General features: G+C 72.3%; 18 protein-coding genes. 14 read left to right on the top strand and 4 right to left on the bottom strand.

The features are described from left to right. The first annotated feature begins 133 nt into the window (after window positions 1–133). Complete coding sequence (locus ACX9TP_RS33960) at window positions 134–1,546, top strand: MBOAT family O-acyltransferase (RefSeq protein WP_482974797.1); 1,413 nt, start codon at window positions 134–136, stop codon at window positions 1,544–1,546. Window positions 1,547–1,552: 6 nt separating this feature from the next. Then, on the top strand, window positions 1,553–2,545 hold the full coding sequence (locus ACX9TP_RS33955; protein WP_482974796.1) for a hypothetical protein: 993 nt from the start codon (window positions 1,553–1,555) through the stop codon (window positions 2,543–2,545). Window positions 2,546–2,560: 15 nt separating this feature from the next. On the opposite strand, the gene ACX9TP_RS33950 is transcribed toward ACX9TP_RS33955, so the two are convergent. After that, window positions 2,561–3,595 carry an AraC family transcriptional regulator gene (locus tag ACX9TP_RS33950; protein WP_482974795.1) on the bottom strand — a complete coding sequence of 345 codons (1,035 nt, stop codon included), beginning with the start codon at window positions 3,593–3,595 and terminating at the stop codon, window positions 2,561–2,563. Window positions 3,596–3,728: 133 nt separating this feature from the next. On the opposite strand from ACX9TP_RS33950, the gene ACX9TP_RS33945 reads away from it, so the two are divergent. Further along, on the top strand, window positions 3,729–5,153 hold the full coding sequence (locus ACX9TP_RS33945; RefSeq protein WP_482974794.1) for a cytochrome P450: 1,425 nt from the start codon (window positions 3,729–3,731) through the stop codon (window positions 5,151–5,153). A 70-nt stretch (window positions 5,154–5,223) separates the two neighbouring features. Here the strand turns inward: ACX9TP_RS33945 and ACX9TP_RS33940 are convergent, their stop codons facing one another. Beyond that, window positions 5,224–6,741: an Hsp70 family protein gene (locus ACX9TP_RS33940; RefSeq protein WP_482974793.1), complete on the bottom strand. Its 1,518-nt coding sequence runs from the start codon at window positions 6,739–6,741 to the stop codon at window positions 5,224–5,226. Window positions 6,742–6,874: 133 nt separating this feature from the next. Beyond that, window positions 6,875–7,198, bottom strand: coding sequence for a hypothetical protein (locus ACX9TP_RS33935; RefSeq protein ID WP_482974792.1), 324 nt, complete (start codon window positions 7,196–7,198; stop codon window positions 6,875–6,877). Between the two features lie 125 nt (window positions 7,199–7,323). Here ACX9TP_RS33935 and ACX9TP_RS33930 point away from each other — a divergent pair, with 125 nt between their 5' ends. The 3 genes from ACX9TP_RS33930 to ACX9TP_RS33920 all read left to right on the top strand — a co-directional run bounded on the left by ACX9TP_RS33930 (window position 7,324) and on the right by ACX9TP_RS33920 (window position 8,748). Further along, on the top strand, window positions 7,324–8,007 hold the full coding sequence (locus tag ACX9TP_RS33930) for an AzlC family ABC transporter permease (RefSeq protein WP_482974791.1): 684 nt from the start codon (window positions 7,324–7,326) through the stop codon (window positions 8,005–8,007). Then, window positions 8,004–8,312 carry an AzlD domain-containing protein gene (locus ACX9TP_RS33925; RefSeq protein ID WP_482974790.1) on the top strand — a complete coding sequence of 103 codons (309 nt, stop codon included), beginning with the start codon at window positions 8,004–8,006 and terminating at the stop codon, window positions 8,310–8,312. Before ACX9TP_RS33930 ends, ACX9TP_RS33925 begins: the two co-directional genes overlap by 4 nt. A 154-nt stretch (window positions 8,313–8,466) precedes the next feature. Beyond that, complete coding sequence (locus tag ACX9TP_RS33920; RefSeq protein WP_482974789.1) at window positions 8,467–8,748, top strand: hypothetical protein; 282 nt, start codon at window positions 8,467–8,469, stop codon at window positions 8,746–8,748. Window positions 8,749–8,760: 12 nt separating this feature from the next. On the opposite strand, the gene ACX9TP_RS33915 is transcribed toward ACX9TP_RS33920, so the two are convergent. Further along, window positions 8,761–10,284 (bottom strand): sigma-54-dependent transcriptional regulator, encoded by a 1,524-nt coding sequence (locus ACX9TP_RS33915; RefSeq protein WP_482974788.1) that lies wholly within the window; start codon window positions 10,282–10,284, stop codon window positions 8,761–8,763. A gap of 218 nt (window positions 10,285–10,502) precedes the next feature. On the opposite strand from ACX9TP_RS33915, the gene ACX9TP_RS33910 reads away from it, so the two are divergent. From ACX9TP_RS33910 to ACX9TP_RS33875, 8 genes are all read left to right on the top strand, one after another. Continuing rightward, complete coding sequence (locus ACX9TP_RS33910; RefSeq protein ID WP_482982265.1) at window positions 10,503–11,252, top strand: OmpA family protein; 750 nt, start codon at window positions 10,503–10,505, stop codon at window positions 11,250–11,252. Window positions 11,253–11,276: 24 nt separating this feature from the next. After that, window positions 11,277–11,711 (top strand): chemotaxis protein CheW, encoded by a 435-nt coding sequence (locus tag ACX9TP_RS33905; RefSeq protein ID WP_482974787.1) that lies wholly within the window; start codon window positions 11,277–11,279, stop codon window positions 11,709–11,711. Window positions 11,712–11,714: 3 nt separating this feature from the next. Continuing rightward, window positions 11,715–12,080 carry a protein CrdC gene (locus ACX9TP_RS33900; RefSeq protein WP_482974786.1) on the top strand — a complete coding sequence of 122 codons (366 nt, stop codon included), beginning with the start codon at window positions 11,715–11,717 and terminating at the stop codon, window positions 12,078–12,080. Beyond that, the gene (locus ACX9TP_RS33895) at window positions 12,077–13,873 is read left to right on the top strand and encodes a methyl-accepting chemotaxis protein (protein WP_482974785.1); all 1,797 of its coding nucleotides are present in this window, start codon (window positions 12,077–12,079) and stop codon (window positions 13,871–13,873) included. The genes ACX9TP_RS33900 and ACX9TP_RS33895 overlap by 4 nt, the downstream gene beginning before the upstream one ends. 7 nt (window positions 13,874–13,880) lie before the next feature. Further along, a complete protein-coding gene (locus ACX9TP_RS33890) occupies window positions 13,881–15,689 on the top strand; it encodes a methyl-accepting chemotaxis protein (protein ID WP_482974784.1) in 1,809 nt (602 codons plus the stop codon). After that, window positions 15,686–18,196, top strand: coding sequence for a hybrid sensor histidine kinase/response regulator (locus ACX9TP_RS33885; RefSeq protein ID WP_482974783.1), 2,511 nt, complete (start codon window positions 15,686–15,688; stop codon window positions 18,194–18,196). Before ACX9TP_RS33890 ends, ACX9TP_RS33885 begins: the two co-directional genes overlap by 4 nt. 81 nt (window positions 18,197–18,277) lie before the next feature. Next, a complete protein-coding gene (cheB, locus tag ACX9TP_RS33880; protein ID WP_482974782.1) occupies window positions 18,278–19,336 on the top strand; it encodes a chemotaxis-specific protein-glutamate methyltransferase CheB in 1,059 nt (352 codons plus the stop codon). Between the two features lie 36 nt (window positions 19,337–19,372). Beyond that, window positions 19,373–20,806, top strand: a complete 1,434-nt coding sequence (locus ACX9TP_RS33875) for a CheR family methyltransferase (RefSeq protein WP_482974781.1) — start codon at window positions 19,373–19,375, stop codon at window positions 20,804–20,806. Window positions 20,807–20,831 lie beyond the last annotated feature (25 nt).

Genomic DNA, 20,831 nt, shown 5'->3' with positions numbered 1-20,831 from the left:
GGTGGCGTCTGTCTTTGGTGCGCCAGGCAGGGGCGCGCGAGGGAGGGCAAGCAGGCGTGCTCGCGCCATTCATGGCCGCGGCATCCCGTATGCTCTGCACCGGCCCCGTCCGGGTTCGGGGCGCTCCCGCGCGATGCTCTTCAACTCCCTCGAGTTCCTCTTCCTCTTCCTGCCCCTCGTGCTCGCGCTGTCCCGTGCGCTGCGCGGGAAGTGGCTGCTGGGCTGGGTGGCCCTGGCCAGCTACGTCTTCTACGCCTTCGCCGGGCACGTCTGGTTCCTCGTGCCGATGCTGCTCACCACGGCGGTGGACTTCGAGCTGGCGCGGCGCATCGAAGCGGCGGCCCCGGGCAGCCGCCAGCGTCGCGTGCTGCTCATCGTGTCGCTGACGAGCAGCCTGGGCCTGCTGGGGTACTTCAAGTATGGCGGGCTGCTGGCGCGGACCACGGGCCAGGCCCTCGCACTCGCTGGAGCCGGCCCGGCGCCCGCCTGGGTGGGTGAGCTGTTCGACGTGCTGCTGCCCGCGGGCATCTCCTTCTACACCTTCCAGACGCTGGCCTACGTGGTGGACGTCTACCGGGGCCACTGCAAGGCGGAGCGCGACTTCTGGACCTTCACCTGCTTCGTCTCCTTCTTCCCGCACCTGGTCGCCGGGCCGCTGACGCGTCACCACCAGCTCATCCCCGGCCTGGAGCGGATGGCGGAGGAGGGCCTCCGCCCCCGCTGGCGCGAGGGCCTGTTCCTGTTCGCCATCGGCCTCTGCAAGAAGGTGCTCGTCGCGGACCGCATCGCCCACGTCATCGATCCGCTGCTCCTGGACGTCTCCCACGCGGGCGCCGTGGAGGCGTGGCTGGCGATGCTCGGCTTCTCGCTGCAGATCTACTTCGACTTCAGCGGCTACACGGACATGGCCATCGGCCTGGGGCGGCTCTTCGGCATCGAGCTTCCGCAGAACTTCGACAGTCCCTACCAGGCCAGAGACCCGAGTGACTTCTGGCGGCGCTGGCACATCACGCTCAGCCAGTGGCTGCGCGACTACCTGTACATCAGCCTCGGTGGCAACCGGTGCTCGCCGGCGCGCCGCCACTTCAACCTCGTGGCGACGATGGTGCTGGGCGGGCTCTGGCACGGAGCGAGCTGGACGTTCGCCGCGTGGGGGCTGTACCACGGCCTGCTGCTGGTGGCCTTCCACCAGGGCCGCGCCGCATGGGAGCGGCTGGCGCCCTCCGTCCAGCGCGCGCTCACCTTCCTGCTCGTCTGCGTGGGCTGGGTCTTCTTCCGGGCCACCTCCTTCACCCACGCCAGCGCCTGGCTGTCGGCGCTGGTGGGCGGGCATGGTGCGGGGCTGGAGCGGCTGGGGCCGGAGCACCTCGCCCTGGCGTTGCTGGTGGCGCTCGGGCTGTACGTGGTCGGCTGGCTCCGCAATGCGAGCCATGCCACCGGGCTGGGCCACCTGTCCCCGTCGCGTCAGGCTGCGCTGGGGGCACTCGCGGGCGTGGCGGTGCTGTTGTTCAGCAACGGCTCGCGCTTCCTCTACTTCCAGTTCTGACGCCCCATGCGCCCCTTCTTCCTCGCCTTCGCGTCCGTCCTGCTGCTGTCCGCGGGCTTCATCTGGAGCGTGGATCCGCTGGGCCGCCGGTCCCGCACCCCCGACGTGGGGCCGCTGCCGCCCGGCTTCATGTACCCGGCACGCAACATCAACGACCGGCTGCTCAAGCGCCGCATGCTCGCGCGCGCGCCGGAGGGCTCGACGTACGTCCTCGGCTCCAGCCGGGTGCTGGCCTGGGGCACGCCGCACTTCCCCGAGGGCACGCCGGTGCTCAACATCGCCGTCACCAACGCCCAGGTGGGGGACTACCTCGCGCTGCTGGGGGAGCTCCGCCAGAAGCCGCGGGTGGGCGACGTCTACGTGGAGCTGTCCCCGTGGACCTTCAGCGAGCGCTGCGCCCCCACCGGGGAGGATGCCTTCGCCGAGCAGCCCCCGCGCGCCTACACCCCCGAAGAGCTCCTGTCCGGGGCGGTGCTGCGCCAGGCGGTGCAGGGGGTGTGGAACCGGGACCTGCCCGGCAAGCCCGTCGCGGAGAGCAACACCGAGCGCTACGGCTACCTCGCCGACGGCCGCTTCCGCTACCCACAGAGCTACCTGGACACCTCCGTGGCCAACGCCACGCGCGCCGCGATTGGCTACGTGTCCGCACCGCGCATTGCGATGCTGGAGTGTGGCGTGGACCCCGGCAGGGTGGGGGCCTTCTGCGCGGCGCTCGACGCGCTGGCGCCCACCGGGGCCCGGGTGTGGCTGCTCACCGTGCCCTGGAACCCGGAGGCCGCCGCGCACCTGCGCTCACGCGAGCTGGGCTACACGCTGGAGTCCCTCCACGAGGAGCTGACCGCCCGGGTGGAGCGTACCTGCGGCCGCTCCGTGTTTCCGCTCGCCCAGGCCTGCCCGGCCGAGGACTTCTTCGATGCCCACCACCCGCGCTCCGCCTGCTTCGACCGGGTGATGGCCGCGATGAAGGGCCCCGCCGCGGCCGGCACCGGGCCGCGATAGACGTGTACCCGGACCTCAGGACTCCGTCCGGGGTGCGTGGGCCTTCTGCCAGGCCAGCGGCGTCTCCCCGCTCCAGCGGCGGAACGCGCGGGTGAAGGCGCTGGCGTCACTGAAGCCGAGCAGGAAGGCAATCTCGAACTGGGCCAGCTGTCCGTCGCGCAGGAGCTGGAAGGCGCGCTCCCTGCGCACGGCGTCCTCGAGGCCGGCGAAGGAGGCGCCCTCCTCACGCAGGCGGCGCTGGAGGGTGCGCTCGCTCACCGCGAGGCGGGTGGCCACCTCCGCCGGGCCCAGCTCTCCCGTGCGGGGCTGGGCGGCCAGCACCTCGCTGACGCGCTCGGTCCACGTGCGGCGCTCGGAGGCGTGGGCGTCGGCCAGCGCGGCCTCGGCGCGGGCGTGGAGGAGGTTGCCCAGGTCGATGTCGGCGTGCCGGATGGGGAGCGAGGGGATGGGCTCATCCGCCTCCATGACGTAGGCGCTCGCGTCGTACTCGACGGGGGCGCCGACGAAGTCCTCCACCGCCGCGGAGGCCCCATGGCGCGGATGCGCGAAGCGGACCCGGCGCGGACTCCAGTGCGTCCCCGTGAGGGCGCGGCCGGTGGCCACCAGGCTCAGCAGCAGCCCCTCGGGCGGGTGCCGCAGCGCCACGGCCCACGCGTCGTCGGGGTGCAGCCGCAGCTCCGCGCGCATCCCTTGGGGCGTCGCGGTGGTGGTCCACCCGGTGCGTGGGTCCAACAGGGTGTTGACGCGGCAGTAGCGCACCATGGCCGTGCGCAGGTCCGGGCTGTTGACGAGCACGTAGCCCACGAGGCCGAAGTGGGTGGGCTCCAGGGACTCCGCCAGTCGCACGCCGAGCGGCTGTGCACCTCCCACGGAGACGAGCAATTTCCAGACGCGGCGCAGGGCCTCGTAGGAGACGCGGGTGTCCGGAGCCGCCAGCCGCTCCTCCGTCTCGGCGGCGGCCTCGAGCAGGCGCGAGCGCGGAATGCCGAGCGACTCCCCGACGCGAAACAGGGTGCGGAAGATGGAGGACTGGAGCGTCTGCGGACGCATCGGGCGGGGGAGCATGGACCAGCGGGGGAGGGGCCGCAATGTGCCGTGGCGGTGGGGGACAACGGGTTGGCGGCGCGGGACAATGCACGGGCGGGCCGTTCGCGCCATGTGTAGGAGCGCAAGGAGACCCGACATGACCCCCACCGCCGTGCGCTCGCCGGACACCGCCGTTCCCCGTATCGCCCCGGGCCCGAGGGGCCACCTGCTGCTGGGTGTGCTTCCGGAGGCGCGCCGCGACGTGCTCGGCCTGCTGCTGGGGACGGCGCGCCAGTACGGGGATGTGGCCCGCTACCGGGTGGGCCCCCGGACGTCGCACCTCATCAGCCACCCGGACGGGGTGCGCCGCGTGCTGCAGGACCACGTGGAGAACTACACGAAGGACCACATCTCGTACCGGCTGGTGAGCCGCGTCGCGGGCAACGGCCTGCTGACGAGTCAGGGCTCCTTCTGGCTGCGGCAGCGGCGGCTGGCGCAGCCCGCCTTCCACCGACAGCGCATCGCCGCCATGGCCGAGGGCATGACGCGGGCGACGGCCGCCATGCTGGAGCGCTGGGATGGGCCCGCCGCGCGCGGTGAGCCGGTGGCGATGGTGGAGGAGATGATGCGGCTGACGCTGACCATCGTCGGCGAGGCGCTCTTCGGGGCCTCGGTGGAGGACAAGGTGGCGGTGGTGGGGGGCGCGTTCAACGTGCTGAGCGAGCAGACGACGACGCGCTTCCGCACGCTGCGCCTGCTGCCGCCGGTGCTGCCCACCCGGTATGACCGCGAGTTCCGCGCCGCGAACCGGGCGCTGCGGGGCGCGGTGATGGACCTCATCACCGAGCGGCGGCAGCGCGACGAGGACCGGGGCGACCTGCTCTCCATGCTGATGCTGGCGCGGGACGAGGAGACCGGGGAGGCGATGACCGACGAGCAGCTCCGCGACGAGGTGCTCACGATGCTGGTGGCCGGCCACGAGACGACGGCCACGACGATGAGCTGGGTGTGGGCGCTGTTGGAGCAGCACCCGCATGTGGAGGCGAAGCTGCACGCGGAGCTGGACGCGGTGCTGGGCGGGCGCCAGCCCACGGCCGGGGACGTGCCCCGGCTGGGCTACACGCGCATGGTGGTGGAGGAGGCGATGCGCCTCTATCCGCCCGCCTACGTCTACAGCCGGGCCGTGAAGGAGGACGACGTCATTGGCGGCTTCCGGATTCCGGGCGGCACCCTGGTGGACCTGAGTCCGTACGTCACGCACCGCCACCCGGAGTTCTGGGAGCGCCCCGAGGAATTCCTCCCGGAGCGCTTCTCGCCGGAGGCCTCCGCGCAGCGTCCGCGCTACGCGTACTTCCCCTTCAGCGGCGGGCCGCGCCAGTGCATCGGCAACGGCTTCGCGATGATGGAGGCCCAGCTCATCCTCGCCACCGTGGCCCAGCGCTACCGGCCCAGGTGCGTCCCCGGCCACGTGCTGACGCCCGAGCCGCTCATCACCCTGCGGCCGAAGGGCGGACTGCCCATGCACCTGGAGCGGCGGGCGCCGGAGCTCCCGGCGGCTTCCGGGCCGACCTCCGCCGCATGAGCAATGCTCGCGCGCCCGCTGCGAGGCACCGGGGGAGGACGGAGACCGCGTCTGGCCCCGCCCCCCTGGGCTAGGCGCCGGCGCGCTTGGGTGCGCGCAGGTCGGTGATGGGCAGCGAGTGGCGGGTGCCCTGGGGCGAGACGAGCGCGGCGTTGAGGACGAAGTCCTGGCCCATGCGCAGCTCCAGGGTGGTGGGCCCCTTGTGGGTGGTGCGCCAGTCCAGGTCGATGCGGACGGTGCCCAGCAGCTCGCGCTCCACGGTGGTGGTGTCGAGCGACTCGAAGAGGGCCACGGAGATGGGGCCCGGAATCATGGGCAGCTCCAGGGAGATGGACTTCGTCGCGGGCACGGGGGTGTTGGCGGGGATGACCTCGTGCTGGGCGCCGCCGGGCACCATGATGCCGATGGGCATGGGCACCACGTCCGCCAGGCCGGAGATGCCGCGCGCCAGGTTGCGCCCGAGGATGGCCGCGCCCACCGCCACGCCCAGCTCCGGATGCACCTCCTTCTCCGACGACAGCCGCTTGAAGTGGCCGAAGCGCTGGCGGATGACGGGCATGCGCGTCTGGCCGCCCACCATGACGAGCTCGTCAATCTGGTCCGGCTTCAGCTTCGCGCGCTCCAGCACGTCGTCGCACGCGGACGCGGTGCGCTCGACGAGCTGGAACACCATCTCCTCCAGCTGCTTGCGGGTGAGGGTGTAGTCGAAGTCGATGAAGCCGCCGTCCTTCTGGGCGATGCAGGGCACGCGCAGCACCGTGGCGTCGCGCTGGCTCAAGGACATCTTCGCGGACTCGGCGGCGAAGACGAGCCGCTGCATGACGACCTTGTTGCCGCGCAGGTCGATGCCGTGCTTCTTCTGGAAGTCCTGCACCAGCATCTCGACGATGCGCTCGTCGAAGTTGGCGCCGCCGAGGAAGGCGTCACCGCCGGTGGCGAGCACCTTGACGACCTTGTTCTGCACGGCGAGCAGCGTGGCGTCGAAGGTGCCGCCGCCCAGGTCGAACACCATGACGGTCTGCTCGGGGTTGCGCAGGTTGGCGTAGTAGAGCGCGGCGGCGGTGGGCTCGTTGATGATGGCGCGCACCTGGAGGCCGGCCTGCTGGGCGGCCTGCCGCACCGCCTCGCGCTGGCGGATGCTGGCGTGGGCGGGCACGGTGAGCACGCACTCGCGGAAGGGCTCTCCGGCGGCGTGGTTCGCCAGGGTGAGCATCTGCCGGATGATGAGGTAGGCGACCTCGGTGAGCGAGGTCATCTTCCCGTACATCTTCACGGCGGTGTAGCCGTCCGGGGCCTCCATCAGCTCGAAGGCGTACTTGTCCTTGTGCTGGGTGACGTACTCGGACTGGAAGCGGCGCCCGAGGAAGCGCTTCGCGCCGAAGACGGTGTGGCTCGGGTCGTCGATGATCTGCCGCCGGGCCGCGTGCCCGACGATGGACTTGTCCGCCGCGTGGAACCACACCACCGAGGGCAGGGTGAAGCTCTTGTCCGTCACGGGCACGACGCGGAGCTTGCCCGCCTTGTCGAAGAAGGCCGCCGAGGTGTTGGTGGTCCCGAAGTCGATGCCGAGGATGGAGGCCGTGCTCATACGCGCGGAAGTCTCCCACGTCTGGGAGCCCGCTTCAGCCTCCGAAGTGCCGCGCCCGGGTGATTGGCGGGGCCCTGTGCGCCCGACTGCCCGCCGCTCCCACTCCAGGTCTCTGCCCAGTGCTCCGGGCTTGTCAGCGCGCCTCGAGGGCTCCGGCGCCTGCCTGCTCCGGGCCGCCTGGCGCGCTCGCGCACTCGAACTGCGCCTGCGCGTAGAAGTCTCCTTGCGGTGTCCCAGTCTGCTTGAGGACACCCAGGCACGAGCAGGTCTCGGTGCCGACCTTCAGGCCATTCGCGTACCAGGTGCGAGTCCAGCCGAAGCTCGCGGGACATTGATAGAGCAGCGGCTGCTCGGTGCTGTCGAGCGCCTCCGGCACCGCCTCTTCGGAGGAGGCGCCACCACAACCACCGAGGAACAGGGCGGCGACACCGGCGATGACGACGTGCTTCGTCAACATGATGGGCTCCTACCTGTGGAGATGAGGCAGACAGGTAATGCCAGTTTATCATGCTTATGGGCGTAGGACGCCGGGGGTGAAGTCTCGGCCCTGGCTCCGTGAGACGGCGTGTAGCATGCGCGGCCATGTCGACCGTTGACCGCGCACTGGTGCGTGATGTCGCCGCCATCGCCGCGGCGGCGGGGGTGGTGGGGGTGTCCTTCGGGGCCATCGCGGTGGCGGCGGGCGTGTCCGTGTGGCTCGCCTCGGCCATGTCGATGCTGGTCTTCGCGGGAGGCTCCCAGTTCATGGTGGTGGGGGTGATGGCCGGTGGCGGAAGCCCCGTGGCCGCGGTGCTCGCCGGGCTGCTCCTCAACGCCAGGCACCTGCCCTTCGGCATGGTGGTCTCCGACGTGCTCGGGCGGAGCTGGCCCATGCGGCTGCTCGGCACGCACCTGATGGTGGACGAGTCGGTGGCCTTCGCGCTCGCGCAGCAGGACCCCGCGAAGCGGCGCGCCGCGTACTGGCTCTGTGGTGGGACGCTGTTCGTGGCGTGGAACGTCGGCGTGCTCGTGGGCGCGCTGGCGGGGAAGGCGCTGGGGGACCCGGATGTGCTGGGCCTGGACGCCGCGTTCCCGGCCGCGATGTTCGCGTTGCTGCTGCCGTCGCTGCGGGCCTCGGCGGACACGGCGGAGGCGAAGCGCGCGGCGGCGGTGGCGCGCAAGGTGGCGCTGGTGGGCACCGCCATCGCGCTCGTCACCACGCCGTTGCTCCCCGCCGGGTTGCCGGTGCTGCTGGCGCTCGTCGGTCTGGCGGTGGCCCTGCGATGACGCTGCTTCCCGTCCTGCTCCTCGCCGCGGGTACGTACGCGTTCCGGCTCGCCGGCCCGCTGCTCAGCCAGCGCATCCAGGTGTCCGAGCGTGTGCAGCGGCTGCTGACGCTGTCGGCGATTGCGCTGCTCTCCGCGCTGGTGGCCACCGCGACGCTCACCTCGAGCGGCGGCTTCGGAGGCGCGGCCCGGCCGGCCGGTGTGGCCGTGGGGGCGGTGCTGGCCTGGCTGCGCCTGCCCTTCGTGGTGGTGGTGGTCGCCGCGGCGGGGACGACCGCGGTGCTGCGGATGCTCGGCGTCTCGTAGACCGCGTTTCAGCCGCGGTCCCCAGGACATTCATGCCCTGGCCGATGTGACAGCCGTGTCTCGGTTTCAGGGCGTGGGCGGGGGGCTTCCAGGAGAGGCGCCATGGCATGGCAGGTGCAATCCAGGGGCGCCACCTCGCTGGGAGACACCTCACATGAATGTTCGGTTCCACCTGCTCGCGCTTCTGCTCGTGCCCCTCGCTTTCGCTGGTTGCAGCAGCGGGGAGCACGAGTGTGACACCTCCGCGGACTGCGTGGGCGGCAAGGTCTGCGTGCATGAGCACGCCCACGACATCAACGATGACACGTGTGAGCGGCCGTGCACCCAGGAGAGCCAGTGCGCGAGCCATGAGACGTGTGCGTGTCCGGACTCGCCCTCGGGGGAGGCGTGCAGGACGGATGATGGTGGGTTCACGTTCTACTGCATGCGGCGGTGAGGGGAGGGCTCCCTACGACTCCGACTGCCCCCGCCGCAGGCCCAGCGCCTTCATCTTCTTGTAGAAGTGGCCGCGCTCGAGGTCGAGGATGCGCGCGGCCTCGGTGACGTTGTCATGCGTGTGCGCGAGCACGTGCAGGATGATGTCCCGCTCCGCGTCCTCCACCTGCTCGCGGAAGGTGCGGTCCGCGCGGGGGCGGAAGCCCGTCTGCACCGGAGGCAGGGCCGCGGGCGGGGGCGTGGGCACGCCAAGCGCCGGAGCGGGCTGGGTGGCCGCCGCCGCGAGCGCGTTCTCATCGCCGGGAGCGGGCAGGGCGCTGACGGGCGCCGGTGCGCTCTCGGACGAAGTCGAAGCGGCGGGCGGCATCAGCGCCCGGCCCCGGGGCAGCAACTCCAGCGCCTCCGTGCGCGTGACGAGCGGCCCCTCACACAGAATCGCCAGCCGCTCCACCAGGTTGCGCAGCTCGCGCACGTTGCCGGGGTAGTCATACGCGCTCATCACCGCGAGCGCGTCGGGTGACAGCGTCAGCGGCCGGCGCCCGTTCTTGGCGCAGGCCTCGCTCAGGAAGGTGTTGATGAGGTCCGGCAAGTCCTCGCGCCGCTCGCGCAGGGGCGGCGAGTGAATCTGGACGACGTTGATGCGGTAGTAGAGGTCCTCGCGGAAGCGCCCGGCGGCAATCTCCTTCTCGAGGTTCTTGTTCGTCGCCGCGATGACGCGCACATCCACCTTGAGCGTCTCCGCGCCGCCCACGCGCTCCAGCTCGCCCTCCTGCAGCACGCGCAGGAGCTTGGCCTGCATCGCCGGCGGCATGTCGCCAATCTCGTCCAGGAAGAGGGTGCCCTCGTGTGCCAGCTCGAACTTGCCCCGGCGCACGCTCACCGCCCCGGTGAAGGCGCCCTTCTCGTGGCCGAACAGCTCGCTCTCGATGAGCTCGTGCGGCACCGCCGCGCAGTTGAGCTTCACGAAGGGCTGGCCCTTGCGCCGCGAGTGCTGGTGCAGCGCCCGCGCGATGAGCTCCTTGCCGGTGCCGTTCTCCCCCGTAATCAGCACCCGGCCCTCGGAGGGCGCCGTGCGCTGGATGAGGGAGAAGATGCGCTGCATGGCCGGGCCGCTGCCCACCATGTCGTAGCGCCCGAGCTGCGCGCGCAGCTCCTGCAATTCCTCCATCGCCGCCTGGTGCTTGAGCACGTTGCGCAGCGCCACCAGCATCCGCTCGCGGGCGATGGGCTTCTCCAGGAAGTCCCTCGCCCCCAGCTGCGTGGCCTTCACCGCCGTATCAATCGTGCCGTGCCCGGACATCATGATGACGGGCAGCTCCGGCCGCAGCTCGGTCAGCCGCGCCAGCGCCGTCAGGCCGTCCATGTCCGGCATCTTCACGTCCATCAGCACCGCGTCCACCGGGCGCGCGCTCACCACGTCCAGCGCCACCTGCCCGCTGCTGGCCAGGTGCGTCTGGTACCCCGCCAGCTGCAGCGACTGGCTCAGGGTGAGAAGGATGTTCTTTTCGTCATCGACGATGAGGACGGAGGCGGGCATGGCGGGCCTTCCCGGCGGCGGGCCACGGGGCGCGGCCCCACGCGGGCGGATGACACAATTTCACGGAAAATATTTGGAGATTCAAGGGTTTCCGCGCCCGCTCCGGGTGTCACGGAGGGGACAAATACTTTGACTCGCCTGCCCCTCTGCGACTACACGCGTCGCACCTACCCGCGATAGCGGGCGTGTATTCGTTTTTCACGAATTCGGGAGGAATGATGCGTCGGATTACCCTTTGGGCGGGGCTCTCCCTCGCCATGGCCGTGCTCACCGGCTGCCCCCCTTCGTACCCCAACTGCAAGGACGACTCGACCTGCACCGAGAAGGGCGAGGTCTGTGTCCAGGGGACGTGCCAGGAGTGCGCCACCGACGCGAACTGCAAGGAGGGCTTCTCCTGCCAGGCCAACAAGTGCGCGCCCAAGCCGCCGGAGTGCACCACGGACGCGGCCTGCGGCAGCGGCCGCATCTGCGAGGCCGGCAAGTGCGCCGAGGCCCAGTGCAAGGATGACTCGGCGTGCGGTGGTGGCAAGTGCCAGGCCGGCCGCTGCCAGGCCCCGACGGACACCTGCTCCGCCAACACCGACTGCGGTGAGGGCCAGGAGTGCCAGGCCGGCAAGTGCGTGACGGCCGCCGCGGACAAGTGCGACTGGAGCCCCATCCGCTTCGGCTTCAACGAGTCCTCGCTGTCCTCCGAGGCCCAGCAGCGCCTGTCGGACCTGGCCACCTGCATGAAGACGGGCCAGCAGGGCGCCCTCACGCTCGCCGGGCATGCGGACGAGCGCGGCACCGAGGAGTACAACCTCCAGCTGTCCAACCGCCGCGCGGCCTCCGTGAAGCGCTACCTCACGGACCTGGGCGTGAAGGGCAACCAGCTGAAGACGGTGGGTTATGGTGAGACCCGCCCCGTGGCCAACGCCTCCAGCGAGGAGTCGTGGTCCGAGAACCGGCGCGTCGAGTTCCAGCGCTAGTTCTGGGGTAGGCTGACGCGCGTCATGGCCGTCCACGAGCCGGAAGCGCGTCAGTCGTATCTCGTCTTTGCCTGCGGTAGCAGCTGGTACGCGGTCCCCGCGGAGACAGCGGCGGAGGTCGTCACCTTCCCCGAGCTCACGCGGGTACCGGGCGCTCCGGCCCACCTGCTCGGCGTGTTCGCCCACCGGGGAGAAGTCATCCCGGTGGTGGACATGGGCCTGCTGGTGGGCGGCGCCAGTCAGTCGTCGCGCCGGGCGGTGCTGGTGCGCCTGCCCCGCGGCACCCTCGCCCTCACGGCCAGCACGGTGGCCGGCGTCTCCCCGGTGACGGGGGCGCTGGAGCCGCTCGGCCCCACGGGCGTCCACGTGCACCTGCGCGGACCCGCCAAGAGCGGCCCCCGGGACGTGGCCGTCATCGACCCCGAAGGCCTCTTCGACCACCTCAGCCAGGGAGCCTGAGTCATGGGCCCCCCTGACGTGCGTGGCATGCTCCTGTGTCACGCGGGGCCGCACCGGCTCGCCTTCCACGCGCACGAGGTGGCGGCCATCGCCTCGCCGGAAGGGCGGGACGCGGCCTCCGCCCGCAGGGCCTTCCACGCTCCGGACGGCGCCGCTCGCGTGCTGGTGTCCGCGTCGGGTGGGGCGGTGGGCGTGGACACGCTGGAGATTGACGCGGAGCCGCACCCGCTGCTGCCCGCGCCGCCGGTGGCGGTGGCCGCGTCGGGCGGGAGCCTGCGAGGCTTCGTCCTGGCGCAGGGGCGGCTGTGGCCGCTGGTGGGGCTGGTGGACTTCGAGCGCTTCCTGCGCGGACTCGTGGAGGGGGAATGAAGGCGCCGGAAGGCTTGAGGGGACTGGCCCGGTGGACGGCGCGTCCGGCGCTGCTGGGCACTCCCGTGGGCGCGGGGCTGGGGCTGTTGCACGCGTTCTTCGCGGAAGCGCTTCCGGAGGACTCCTGGGGCGTGATGCTCGGGCAGCTGGGGCTGCTGCTGGTGCTGTCGCTCTGGCTCATCAGCGTGCACAGCCGGCGCTCGCTGCGCGTGCTGTACGCCCTGGGCGAGGCGCGGCTGCCGCCGACGCCGGAGCACCTGCGCGAAGCGCTGCTGGAGGCCCGCGTCTTCCCGGAGCGGTGCTTCGCCTTCGTCCTCCAGCACTGGGGGGTGGGCTCGCTGCTGTTGGCGCTGCTCTTCGTCCCGCTGTCGGACGCGGAGTGGATGCTGGGGCCCCGCATCGTCGTGGGCGGCCTGTCCCTGGGGTCGCTGAGCGCGCTCTTCATCTACATGCTGGTGGCGCGCCGCGGGCGCAAGGCCGTGGAGTGGGTCGCCGCGCAGGGGCTGTCGCCGCTGGAGGTGGTGGCCACGGTGCCGCCCCGGCGCATGCACATCCGCCGGCGCCTGGTGCTCTTCACCGCCATCGCCGTGCTCTGCCCGTCGCTCTTCATCCTCGACGCCTCTGTCTTCGGAACCCTGCGCGCGGCGGACCAGGTGGCGGCGGCGGCTTCGCCCGGGGCGAAGGCGGCGGCGGTGAAGGAGGAGCGGGGCCTCGATGATACCGGGGTGGTGGTGGCGGGACTCGTGACCCTGCTGGTGATGCTCACCGCGTACCTGGGCGGCACCGTCATCGCCGAGCCGCTGCGCTCCATCACCGAGGACGCCACGCGCATCGCCCAGGGGGATTTGCGCCCGCCGCGCGTCATCGCCGCGGAGGACGAGGTGTGGGCCACGTCGGCTGCCTTCGCGCAGATGCAGGCGCAACTGGGGCAGGCGCTCACCCAGCTGCGGCGCGCGGGTCTGCAGATTTCGACCACCACCGAGCAGCTCGTGGCCACCTCCGGAGAGCAGGAGTCCGGCGCGGACGAGCAGGCCAGCTCGCTCAACGTGACGAGCGCCACCACGGAGGAGCTGGCGCGCTCGGCGACGCAGATAGCGGGCAACGCGGAGTCCGTGTCCACCATCGCCGAGACGACCTTCGCCGCCGCGCAGACGGGGCAGCGCGGCGCGGCCGCCTTCCTCGGCGCCATGCAGCGCATGAAGGAGGACAACCAGGCCATCGCCGACGCCGTGGTGCGCCTCAACAAGCGCGTGCAGCAGATTGGCAAGGTGGTGGAGTTCATCAACGAGATTGCCGACAAGTCGGACCTGCTGGCGCTCAACGCGGAGCTGGAGGGCACCAAGGCGGGCGAGGTGGGGCGGGGCTTCTCGCTGGTGGCCGCGGAGATGCGCAGGCTGGCGGAGAACGTCATCCGCTCCACCAAGGCGATTGAGCAGCTCATCGAGGAGATTCGCGACGCGACGCACGCGGCGGTGATGGCCACCGAGGCGGGGCTGAAGACGACGGACGCGGGCACGGTGCTGGCGGCCCAGGTGGACGAGAGCCTGAGCCTCATCCTCGAGCTGGCGCGGCAGACGTCGCACGCGGTGCGCAGCATCCACCTGGCCACGCAGCAGCAGCAGACGGGCACGGACCAGCTCGCCGCGGCCATGGGCGACATCCTGCGCGTCACGGAGCAGAACTCGGCGGCCACCAAGCAGATGGCGGCGGCCAACGCGGACCTGGCCTCGCTCGCCCGCGACTTGAAGCGGGTGGTGGAGCGCTTCCACGTGGGCGCCGGGGAGAGGGTGTGAGGGGGCCATGACGACGCGCACCGGCCCCCGGCGGGCCTCCTTCAGCCGGCACCTGATGCTTCCCATCCCCCTGGCCAACCTGGTGGGGGCGATACTCAGCCTGCACTTCGCCTCCCTCACCCTGGCCGACGAGCTGGACCCGGTGATGGACCTCTTCGGGTGGGTGGGGGCGGGGCTGACGGCCGTGACGCTGCTGACGGGCGCGGCGATTTCGCTCGGCCGGCTGCGCACCCTGCGCGGACTGGAGCGCGGGGACGAGCCCGCCACGCCGGAGAAGCTGGCGACGGCGGTGGCCGAGGTGACGCGCGCCCCGGACGACGCCTTCCTCGGCTCGCTGGGGCTGTGGCTGCTCACCACCATCTCCCTGGGCGGCGTCATGTGGGGCGTGGGCGGGGTGGACCCGGGGGGGGCGAAGCTCATCGCCGGGCTGGGGCTGCTCTTCGGGCCGCTCACCGCGCTGCTCGTCCACTGCCTCGTCATCCTGCGCTCGCGCAAGGTGGTGCTGTGGCTGGCGGAGCTGGGGATGACGCACTCGCAGCTCATCGCCGCCATGCCCCGCCGGGGCGAGATTCGCGCGCGGCTGGTGGCCTTCACGTTCATCTGCGTGGTGACGCCCGCGGTGCTCTCCTCCCGGCTCGCCACGGCGCTGGGGAGCCGGCTCCTGTTGCAACTGGAGGCGTCCGGCACCGACACGGCGCTGGCGCAGACGCTGCGCATGGAGGCGCTCACCTCGGGCGGCCTGCTGGTGACGCTCGTCTTCGGGCTGGCGCTGACCACCGCGTGGCTGGGCGGCACGCTGCTGGGCCGGCCCCTGCGCGAGCTGTCCGGCGAGGCGCGGCGCATCGCCGAAGGGGACCTGGCCAGCCCGCGCGTGGTGCCCGCCGAGGACGAGGTCTGGGACGTGTCCGCCGCCTTCACCACCATGCGCGCGCACCTGGCGGACGTCATGTCCCAGCTGCAGCGCGCCGGCGCGCAGATTTCCGCGACGACGGAGGAAATCCTCTCCACCTCCGGGCGCTACGAGGCGGGCGCGGCGGAGCAGGCCAGCTCGCTGGACGAGACGAGCGCCACCACGGAGGAGCTGGCGCGCTCGGCGCGGCAGATTGCGGAGAACGCGGGCTCGGTGGCGGAAATCGCCCACCGCACGCTGGGCGCGGCGGAGCAGGGGCAGGGCAGCGCGGAGGCCTTCCTCGGCTCCATGGCCCGCATGCGCCAGGACAACGGCGCCATCGCCTCCGCGGTGGTGCGCCTCAACAAGCGCGTGCAGCAGATTGGCAAGATTGTCGAGTTCATCAACGGTGTGGCCGACAAGTCGGACCTGCTGGCGCTCAACGCGGAGCTGGAGGGCACCAAGGCGGGCGAGGTGGGGCGGGGCTTCTCGCTGGTGGCCGCGGAGATGCGGCGCCTGGCGGAGAACGTGCTGGAGTCCACCAAGGAAATCGAGGGGCTCATCGAGGAGGTGCGCGAGGCGTCCGCCGCGGCCGTGTCCGCGACGGAGGGCGGCGTGCGCGCGGTGGAGACGGGCACCAACCTGGCGCAGCAGGTGTCCGAGTCGCTGCGGCAAATCGTGGACCTGGCCGGCCAGACGTCGGACGCGGTGCGCAGCATCTCCCTGGCCACGCAGCAGCAGCAGACGGGCACGGACCAGCTCGCGGACACGATGGCGGACATCCTCCGCATCACCCAGCAGAGCCTCAACGCCACCAAGCAGGTGAGCACCGCGAACACGGACCTGCTCGTGCTGGCGCGTGACTTGCGCGGCGTGGTGGAGCGCTTCCAGATTGGCCGGGACACGCTCCGGGAGGATGGCGGGTGAACCCGAGCGACCGCCTGCTCAAGCAGTTCCGGGACCTGGTGACGGTGCGGCTGGAGCGCATCAACCGGGCCCTGATGGAGCTGGAGGCCGGGGCGAATGCCGAGGCCGGGCGGGGCGTGCTGCGCGAGCTGCACGGGCTCAAGGGCGAGGCCCGGATGATGGGCTTCGACGACATCAACGCGCTCGTCCACGAGATGGAGGAGCTGGTCCGCTGCACCGAGGCGCAGCGCTACAGCCTCTCGCCTCCGTCCGCCGACGCGCTCCTCCTGGCCGCCGACGCCGTGCTCGTGCTGTCCGGCGCGCTGCCCTCCGCGGACCCGCCGCCGCGCGTGGACACGCTTGTCACGTCGCTCCAGGCCTGCATCCGCTCCGAGGCGGACCGCGTGGCCCTCCTCGTCGTCCCCCCGACGGAGCCCGCGTCCGGGCCGGGCGCCGCGCGAGCCGCTCCCCAGGAGGCACCCGACGACCGCGGCCCGGGCTCCAGGCCCCCGTCCCGCCCCGGCGTCACGACGGAGGCGGCGCACCCGCCCAGGGCCTCACCCGGCTCGCAGGCCCCGCACCGGGACATGGCACCGCCGTCCGGTGTGCCCGGCTCGCAGGCCCTGCACCGGGACCTGGCGCCGCCGTCCGGTGTGCCCGGCTCGCAGGCCCCGCACCGGGACATGGCGCCGCTCATCGCGGCGGCTTCGACGACCGCCACGTCCGCCGCCGCCGAGGCGCTGTCCCGCATGCCGGCACCGGCCGCCGCGCAGGCACCGGGCGCCGTGCCAGCGCGCGGGCCCGCCGGTGGCTCGACGGCGGCCCGTCAGCCCGAGGTGCGCTCGGACACGGCGGTGCGCATCGGCGTGGCGAGCCTGGACGTGCTCACCAGCGCCGTCACCAACCTCGCGCAGGTGGCGCGGCGGCGCGAGCTGGCCAACGCCCGCCGCCTGGCCCTGGCGCGAGAGCTGAGCCAGCTGGCCCGCGAGGCGGAGGACCTGGGGCCCGCGGGCGCGGCGCTGGCCGCGCGGCTGGGCACGGCCAAGGAGCTGGCCGCCGCGCTCCACCGCGAGTCCAAGCTGCTGTCCAACGCGGAGCTGCGCGACCTGGGCATGGTGGTGGAGGAGGTGCAGACGCTGCGGATGTTGCCGCTGTCCGTCCTCTTCGAGCCCTACCCGCGCATGGTGAGAGACCTCTCTCGCGCGCTGGGCAAGGAGGTGGAGCTCGTCGTCGACGGTGAGGACACGCGCGCGGACCGGGCGGTGGTGGAGGCGCTGCGAGAGCCCCTCATGCACCTGGTGCGCAACGCGCTGGACCACGGGCTGGAGACGCGGGTGGAGCGGGTGGCCTCGGACAAGAAGCCCCGGGGCTGCCTCACGCTGCGCGCCGCGCGGGAGGGCAGCCGCATCGTCCTGCGCGTGGAGGACGACGGCATGGGGGTGGACCCGGCCCAGCTCCGCCGGGTGGCCGTGCGCAAGGGCTTCCTGGACGAGAGCGCCGCCAACGCCCTGTCGGACGCCGCGGCCCGCGAGCTCATCTTCCTCCCCGGCTTCACCTCGCGCGAGGTGGTGACCGACCTGTCAGGTCGCGGCGTGGGGCTGGACGCCGTGCGCACCTCCATCCAGGGCCTGGGCGGCGACGTGGGCGTGGAGTCCGCGCCCGGCTGGGGCACCATCTTCGAGGTGAGGGTGCCCGTCTCCCTCACCGTGGCGCCGCTGCTCTTCATCCAGGTGGGGGCGGAAACGCTGGCCCTGAGCGCCACCCACGTCTCGCGCGCCCTCAAGGTGGAGTCGTCCAACCTGTGCGAGGTGGCCGGACGCGCCTCACTGCTGGTGGAGGGCCGGGTGCTGCCGCTCGCCCCGCTGGCCGCGCTGCTGGGCCTCATGCCCGAGCGCCCCATCAAGGAAGGCGACCTGGCCCTGGTGGTGAAGAGCCAGGGCGGGGCCGCCGCGCTGGTGGTGGACCGGGTGCTGGAGGAGCGCGTCCAGGCCATCCTCCCCGTGCGCGGGGTGCTGGCCCGCTTCGCCCACCTCACGGGGGCCACGTCCCTGGCGGACGGGCGGCTGGCCATGGTGCTGTCGGCCGCCTACCTCACCTCCAGCGCCCACGGCACGGCCCCCCTTCGGCTGCCCCGCTCGGCGCCTCCGGGCGTCCAGTCGCGCAAGCGGCGCATCCTCGTGGTGGACGACTCGCCCCTCACCCGGGAGCTCATCTCCAACCTCCTGGAGGCGGTGGGGTACGACACCGTCATGGCCGGCGACGGTGCCGAGGCCCTGGAGCAGGTGGACGTCCATGCCCTGGACATGGTCGTCACCGACCTGGAGATGCCGGGCGTGGACGGCCTGGAGCTCACCCGGCGCCTCAAGGGACACCCCACCCACTCCCGCCTGCCCGTCGTCATCCTCACCACGCGTGGTGGGGAGGAGGACCGGCGGCGTGGGCTGGCGGCCGGGGCGGACGGCTACATCACCAAGGGCGACCTGGTGCGACAGGACCTGGTGGATGTGGTGGGGCGCCTGTTGGGCTGACAGGCTCCACCCTCAACGTCCTGAGGACAGTCCCGCGCATTGGCTATACTCCCCGCCTCGCGCACGGGGTATGGACAGGGCATGGGCAAGAAAGTGTCGGTGCTGGTGGTCGATGACTCACTCATCTGCCGACAGCTCATCTGCGACGCGCTGACGAAGGACCCGGACATCGAGGTCATCGGGTCCTGCGCGGACGGCAAGCAGGCCGTCGAGATGACGAAGGAGCTGCGTCCGCACGTCATCACCATGGACGTGGACATGCCCGTCATGGACGGGCTGACGGCCACCGAGCACATCATGGCCGAGTGCCCCACGCCCATCCTGGTGCTCACCGCGGACCCGCGCTCGCAGGCCCCGGAGCTGACCTACCGCGCGCTGGAGCTGGGCGCGCTCGCCCTTCAAATCAAGCCCGCCATCGACGCGGGGCCGGACGCGTGGAACCTCGTCCGCGAAATCAAGCTGCTGTCCTCGGTGCGCGTCATCCGCCACCTGCGCCGGCCCCAGAAGGGCAACATCACCCCGCCCCGGGTGGCCACCTCGGTGCTGCCGGCGGTGTCCATGGGCGTGGTGGCGGTGGCGGCCAGCACCGGCGGGCCCCAGGTGCTCTTCCGGATGTTGTCGGAGCTGCCGGCGGACTTCCCGGCGCCCATCGTCATCGTCCAGCACATCAACGCGGCCTTCGCGGAGTCGCTGGCCGGGTGGCTCGCCAACACCAGCCGGCTGAAGGTGCGCCTGGCCCAGGACGGCGAGCCGCTGATGCCGGGGCACGTGCTCATCGCCCCGCCGGGGCAGCACCTCGTCATCCCCTTCCGGGGACGGGTGGGGCTCAAGCCGGGCGTGGAGCGCGACGGGCACATGCCGTCCGGCACGGTGCTGCTGGAGAGCGCGGCGCGCACGTACGGCCGGCGCGCGGTGGGGCTGGTGCTGACGGGCATGGGCGCGGACGGCGCGGACGGGCTCTTGTCCATCAAGCAGGCCGGAGGGCTGACGCTGGCGCAGAACGAGGAGTCCTGTGTGGTGTTCGGCATGCCGGGCGCGGCGGTGGAGCGCAAGGCGGTGGACCACCTCATCCACGGGGACGACGTCGCGAGCACGCTGGCGCGGCTGGCTCGGGGCGAGTCCCTCGCCGTGGGACGCTGAGTCAGGGTGGAGGCCGCCGGGGCGCAATGGGCGGGCGTGCGCGCCTTCCTGACGGCGCGCACCGGCATGTCGCTGAGCGGCCCGCAGGTCCGCCGGCTGGATGAGCGGCTGGCGGCGCGCAGCCGGGGCCTCACCCCGCAGCAGTACCTCAACTTCCTCAAGTCCCCCTCCGGCGCGCTGGAATTGGAGGAGCTCGTCAACGCGGTGGTCGTCCACAAGACGGACCTCTTCCGGGACGAGGTGCAGCTGGCGGCGTTCCGCTCCCAGGTGCTGCTGCCGCTGGTGGAGCGGGCGCGGCGGCCGCTGCGCGTCTGGAGCGCGGGCTGCGCCACCGGAGAGGAGGTGGCCACGCTGCTGGTGCTGCTCGCGGAGGCGGGCGCGGACCCGGGCAGCACGGTGCTGGGCACGGACATCTCCGCGCACGCGCTGCGGCGGGCGCAGGGGCTGGGCTTCACCGAGGAGCAGGTCCGCCGGGTGCCTCCCGGCTCCCGTGAGCGCTACTTCGTCCAGGCGGGGCCGCGCGTGGCGCTGGTGCCGGCCCTGCGCGAGCGCGCGAGCTTCCAGCTCCACAATCTGATGGACACGCCGTACCCGGCCCCGGCGGGAGGCGGCGGCTTCGACGTCATCTTCTGCCGCAACGTGCTCATCTACTTCACGGGAGAGGCCTTCCAGCGGACGGTGGAGGTGCTCGCCGGGAGCCTCCTGCCGGGCGGCACGTTGGTGCTGTCCTCTTCGGAGCCGCTGCTCCGGCTCCCCTCGTCGCTGCGGGTGCTGCGCGGCGAGCAGGCGTTCTTCTACGTCCGCGCGGAGGACGCCGCCGGAGGGGAGGGGACCCTCACCTTCCCCATGCCGTCGAAGCGGCCGTCCGGCAGCGTCGCCGTGGTGGGGACTTCCGCCTCCGGGGACGACGTGCGGAGGCGGGCCGCAATGGCGTCCGGCCCGGACGCTCCCTCCCAGAAGGGCCGCCTGGCCTCTGGCTCCCAGTCGGTCGGTACCGTCGGAGAACCCGCGCCGGAGTCCTCCCGGGGACACGCCTCCAGCGCTTCCGCCCCTGCCGGGGGACCTGACGCCGGTCCGGGCCGCGCCGTCGAGCCCACGGCCGGGGGCGACAGAGACGCCGCGGACACCGCCACCGTCGGGTCGGACGGGGCTGACTTCTCCGAGGCGGACCACCTCTTCGCGGGCGTGCTCGACGGCACCGCGTCGGGCGGCACGGAGGACGCGGCGGAGAAGGACTTGCGCCGCTGCCTCGCGCTGGACCCGGACCACGCCGCCGCGCGCTACCTGCTGGCGCTGCTCCTGGAGCAGGGGGGGCGGCCCGCCGAGGCCGGCGCCGAGTACCTGCGTGCGCTCCAGTCGCTGGAGGCCGGCCGCGCGCGCCCCGTGCCCTTCTTCCTCAACCCCGCGCGGCTCCAGGTGGCCTGCGCGCACGCCGCGGAGCGCCTGGAGGCGGCCACCCGCGGGCGCTGAAGGGGCGGCCGGGCGGGCTCGCCGT

The organism is Pyxidicoccus sp. M15 (genome assembly GCF_056858435.1).
Note: the sequence above shows the minus strand (reverse complement) of the source record. Positions and strands in the feature narration are given on the sequence as shown.

Coding starts and splice junctions, on each gene's coding strand:
- ACX9TP_RS33945 (WP_482974794.1), top strand. CDS start 3,729: ATGACCCCCACCGCCGTGCGCTCGCCGGACACCGCCGTTCCCCGTATC.
- ACX9TP_RS33955 (WP_482974796.1), top strand. CDS start 1,553: ATGCGCCCCTTCTTCCTCGCCTTCGCGTCCGTCCTGCTGCTGTCCGCG.
- ACX9TP_RS33930 (WP_482974791.1), top strand. CDS start 7,324: ATGTCGACCGTTGACCGCGCACTGGTGCGTGATGTCGCCGCCATCGCC.
- ACX9TP_RS33935 (WP_482974792.1), bottom strand. CDS start 7,198: ATGTTGACGAAGCACGTCGTCATCGCCGGTGTCGCCGCCCTGTTCCTC.
- cheB (WP_482974782.1), top strand. CDS start 18,278: ATGGGCAAGAAAGTGTCGGTGCTGGTGGTCGATGACTCACTCATCTGC.
- ACX9TP_RS33920 (WP_482974789.1), top strand. CDS start 8,467: ATGAATGTTCGGTTCCACCTGCTCGCGCTTCTGCTCGTGCCCCTCGCT.
- ACX9TP_RS33940 (WP_482974793.1), bottom strand. CDS start 6,741: ATGAGCACGGCCTCCATCCTCGGCATCGACTTCGGGACCACCAACACC.
- ACX9TP_RS33895 (WP_482974785.1), top strand. CDS start 12,077: ATGAAGGCGCCGGAAGGCTTGAGGGGACTGGCCCGGTGGACGGCGCGT.
- ACX9TP_RS33960 (WP_482974797.1), top strand. CDS start 134: ATGCTCTTCAACTCCCTCGAGTTCCTCTTCCTCTTCCTGCCCCTCGTG.
- ACX9TP_RS33925 (WP_482974790.1), top strand. CDS start 8,004: ATGACGCTGCTTCCCGTCCTGCTCCTCGCCGCGGGTACGTACGCGTTC.
- ACX9TP_RS33915 (WP_482974788.1), bottom strand. CDS start 10,284: ATGCCCGCCTCCGTCCTCATCGTCGATGACGAAAAGAACATCCTTCTC.
- ACX9TP_RS33910 (WP_482982265.1), top strand. CDS start 10,503: ATGCGTCGGATTACCCTTTGGGCGGGGCTCTCCCTCGCCATGGCCGTG.
- ACX9TP_RS33950 (WP_482974795.1), bottom strand. CDS start 3,595: ATGCGTCCGCAGACGCTCCAGTCCTCCATCTTCCGCACCCTGTTTCGC.
- ACX9TP_RS33900 (WP_482974786.1), top strand. CDS start 11,715: ATGGGCCCCCCTGACGTGCGTGGCATGCTCCTGTGTCACGCGGGGCCG.
- ACX9TP_RS33890 (WP_482974784.1), top strand. CDS start 13,881: ATGACGACGCGCACCGGCCCCCGGCGGGCCTCCTTCAGCCGGCACCTG.
- ACX9TP_RS33905 (WP_482974787.1), top strand. CDS start 11,277: ATGGCCGTCCACGAGCCGGAAGCGCGTCAGTCGTATCTCGTCTTTGCC.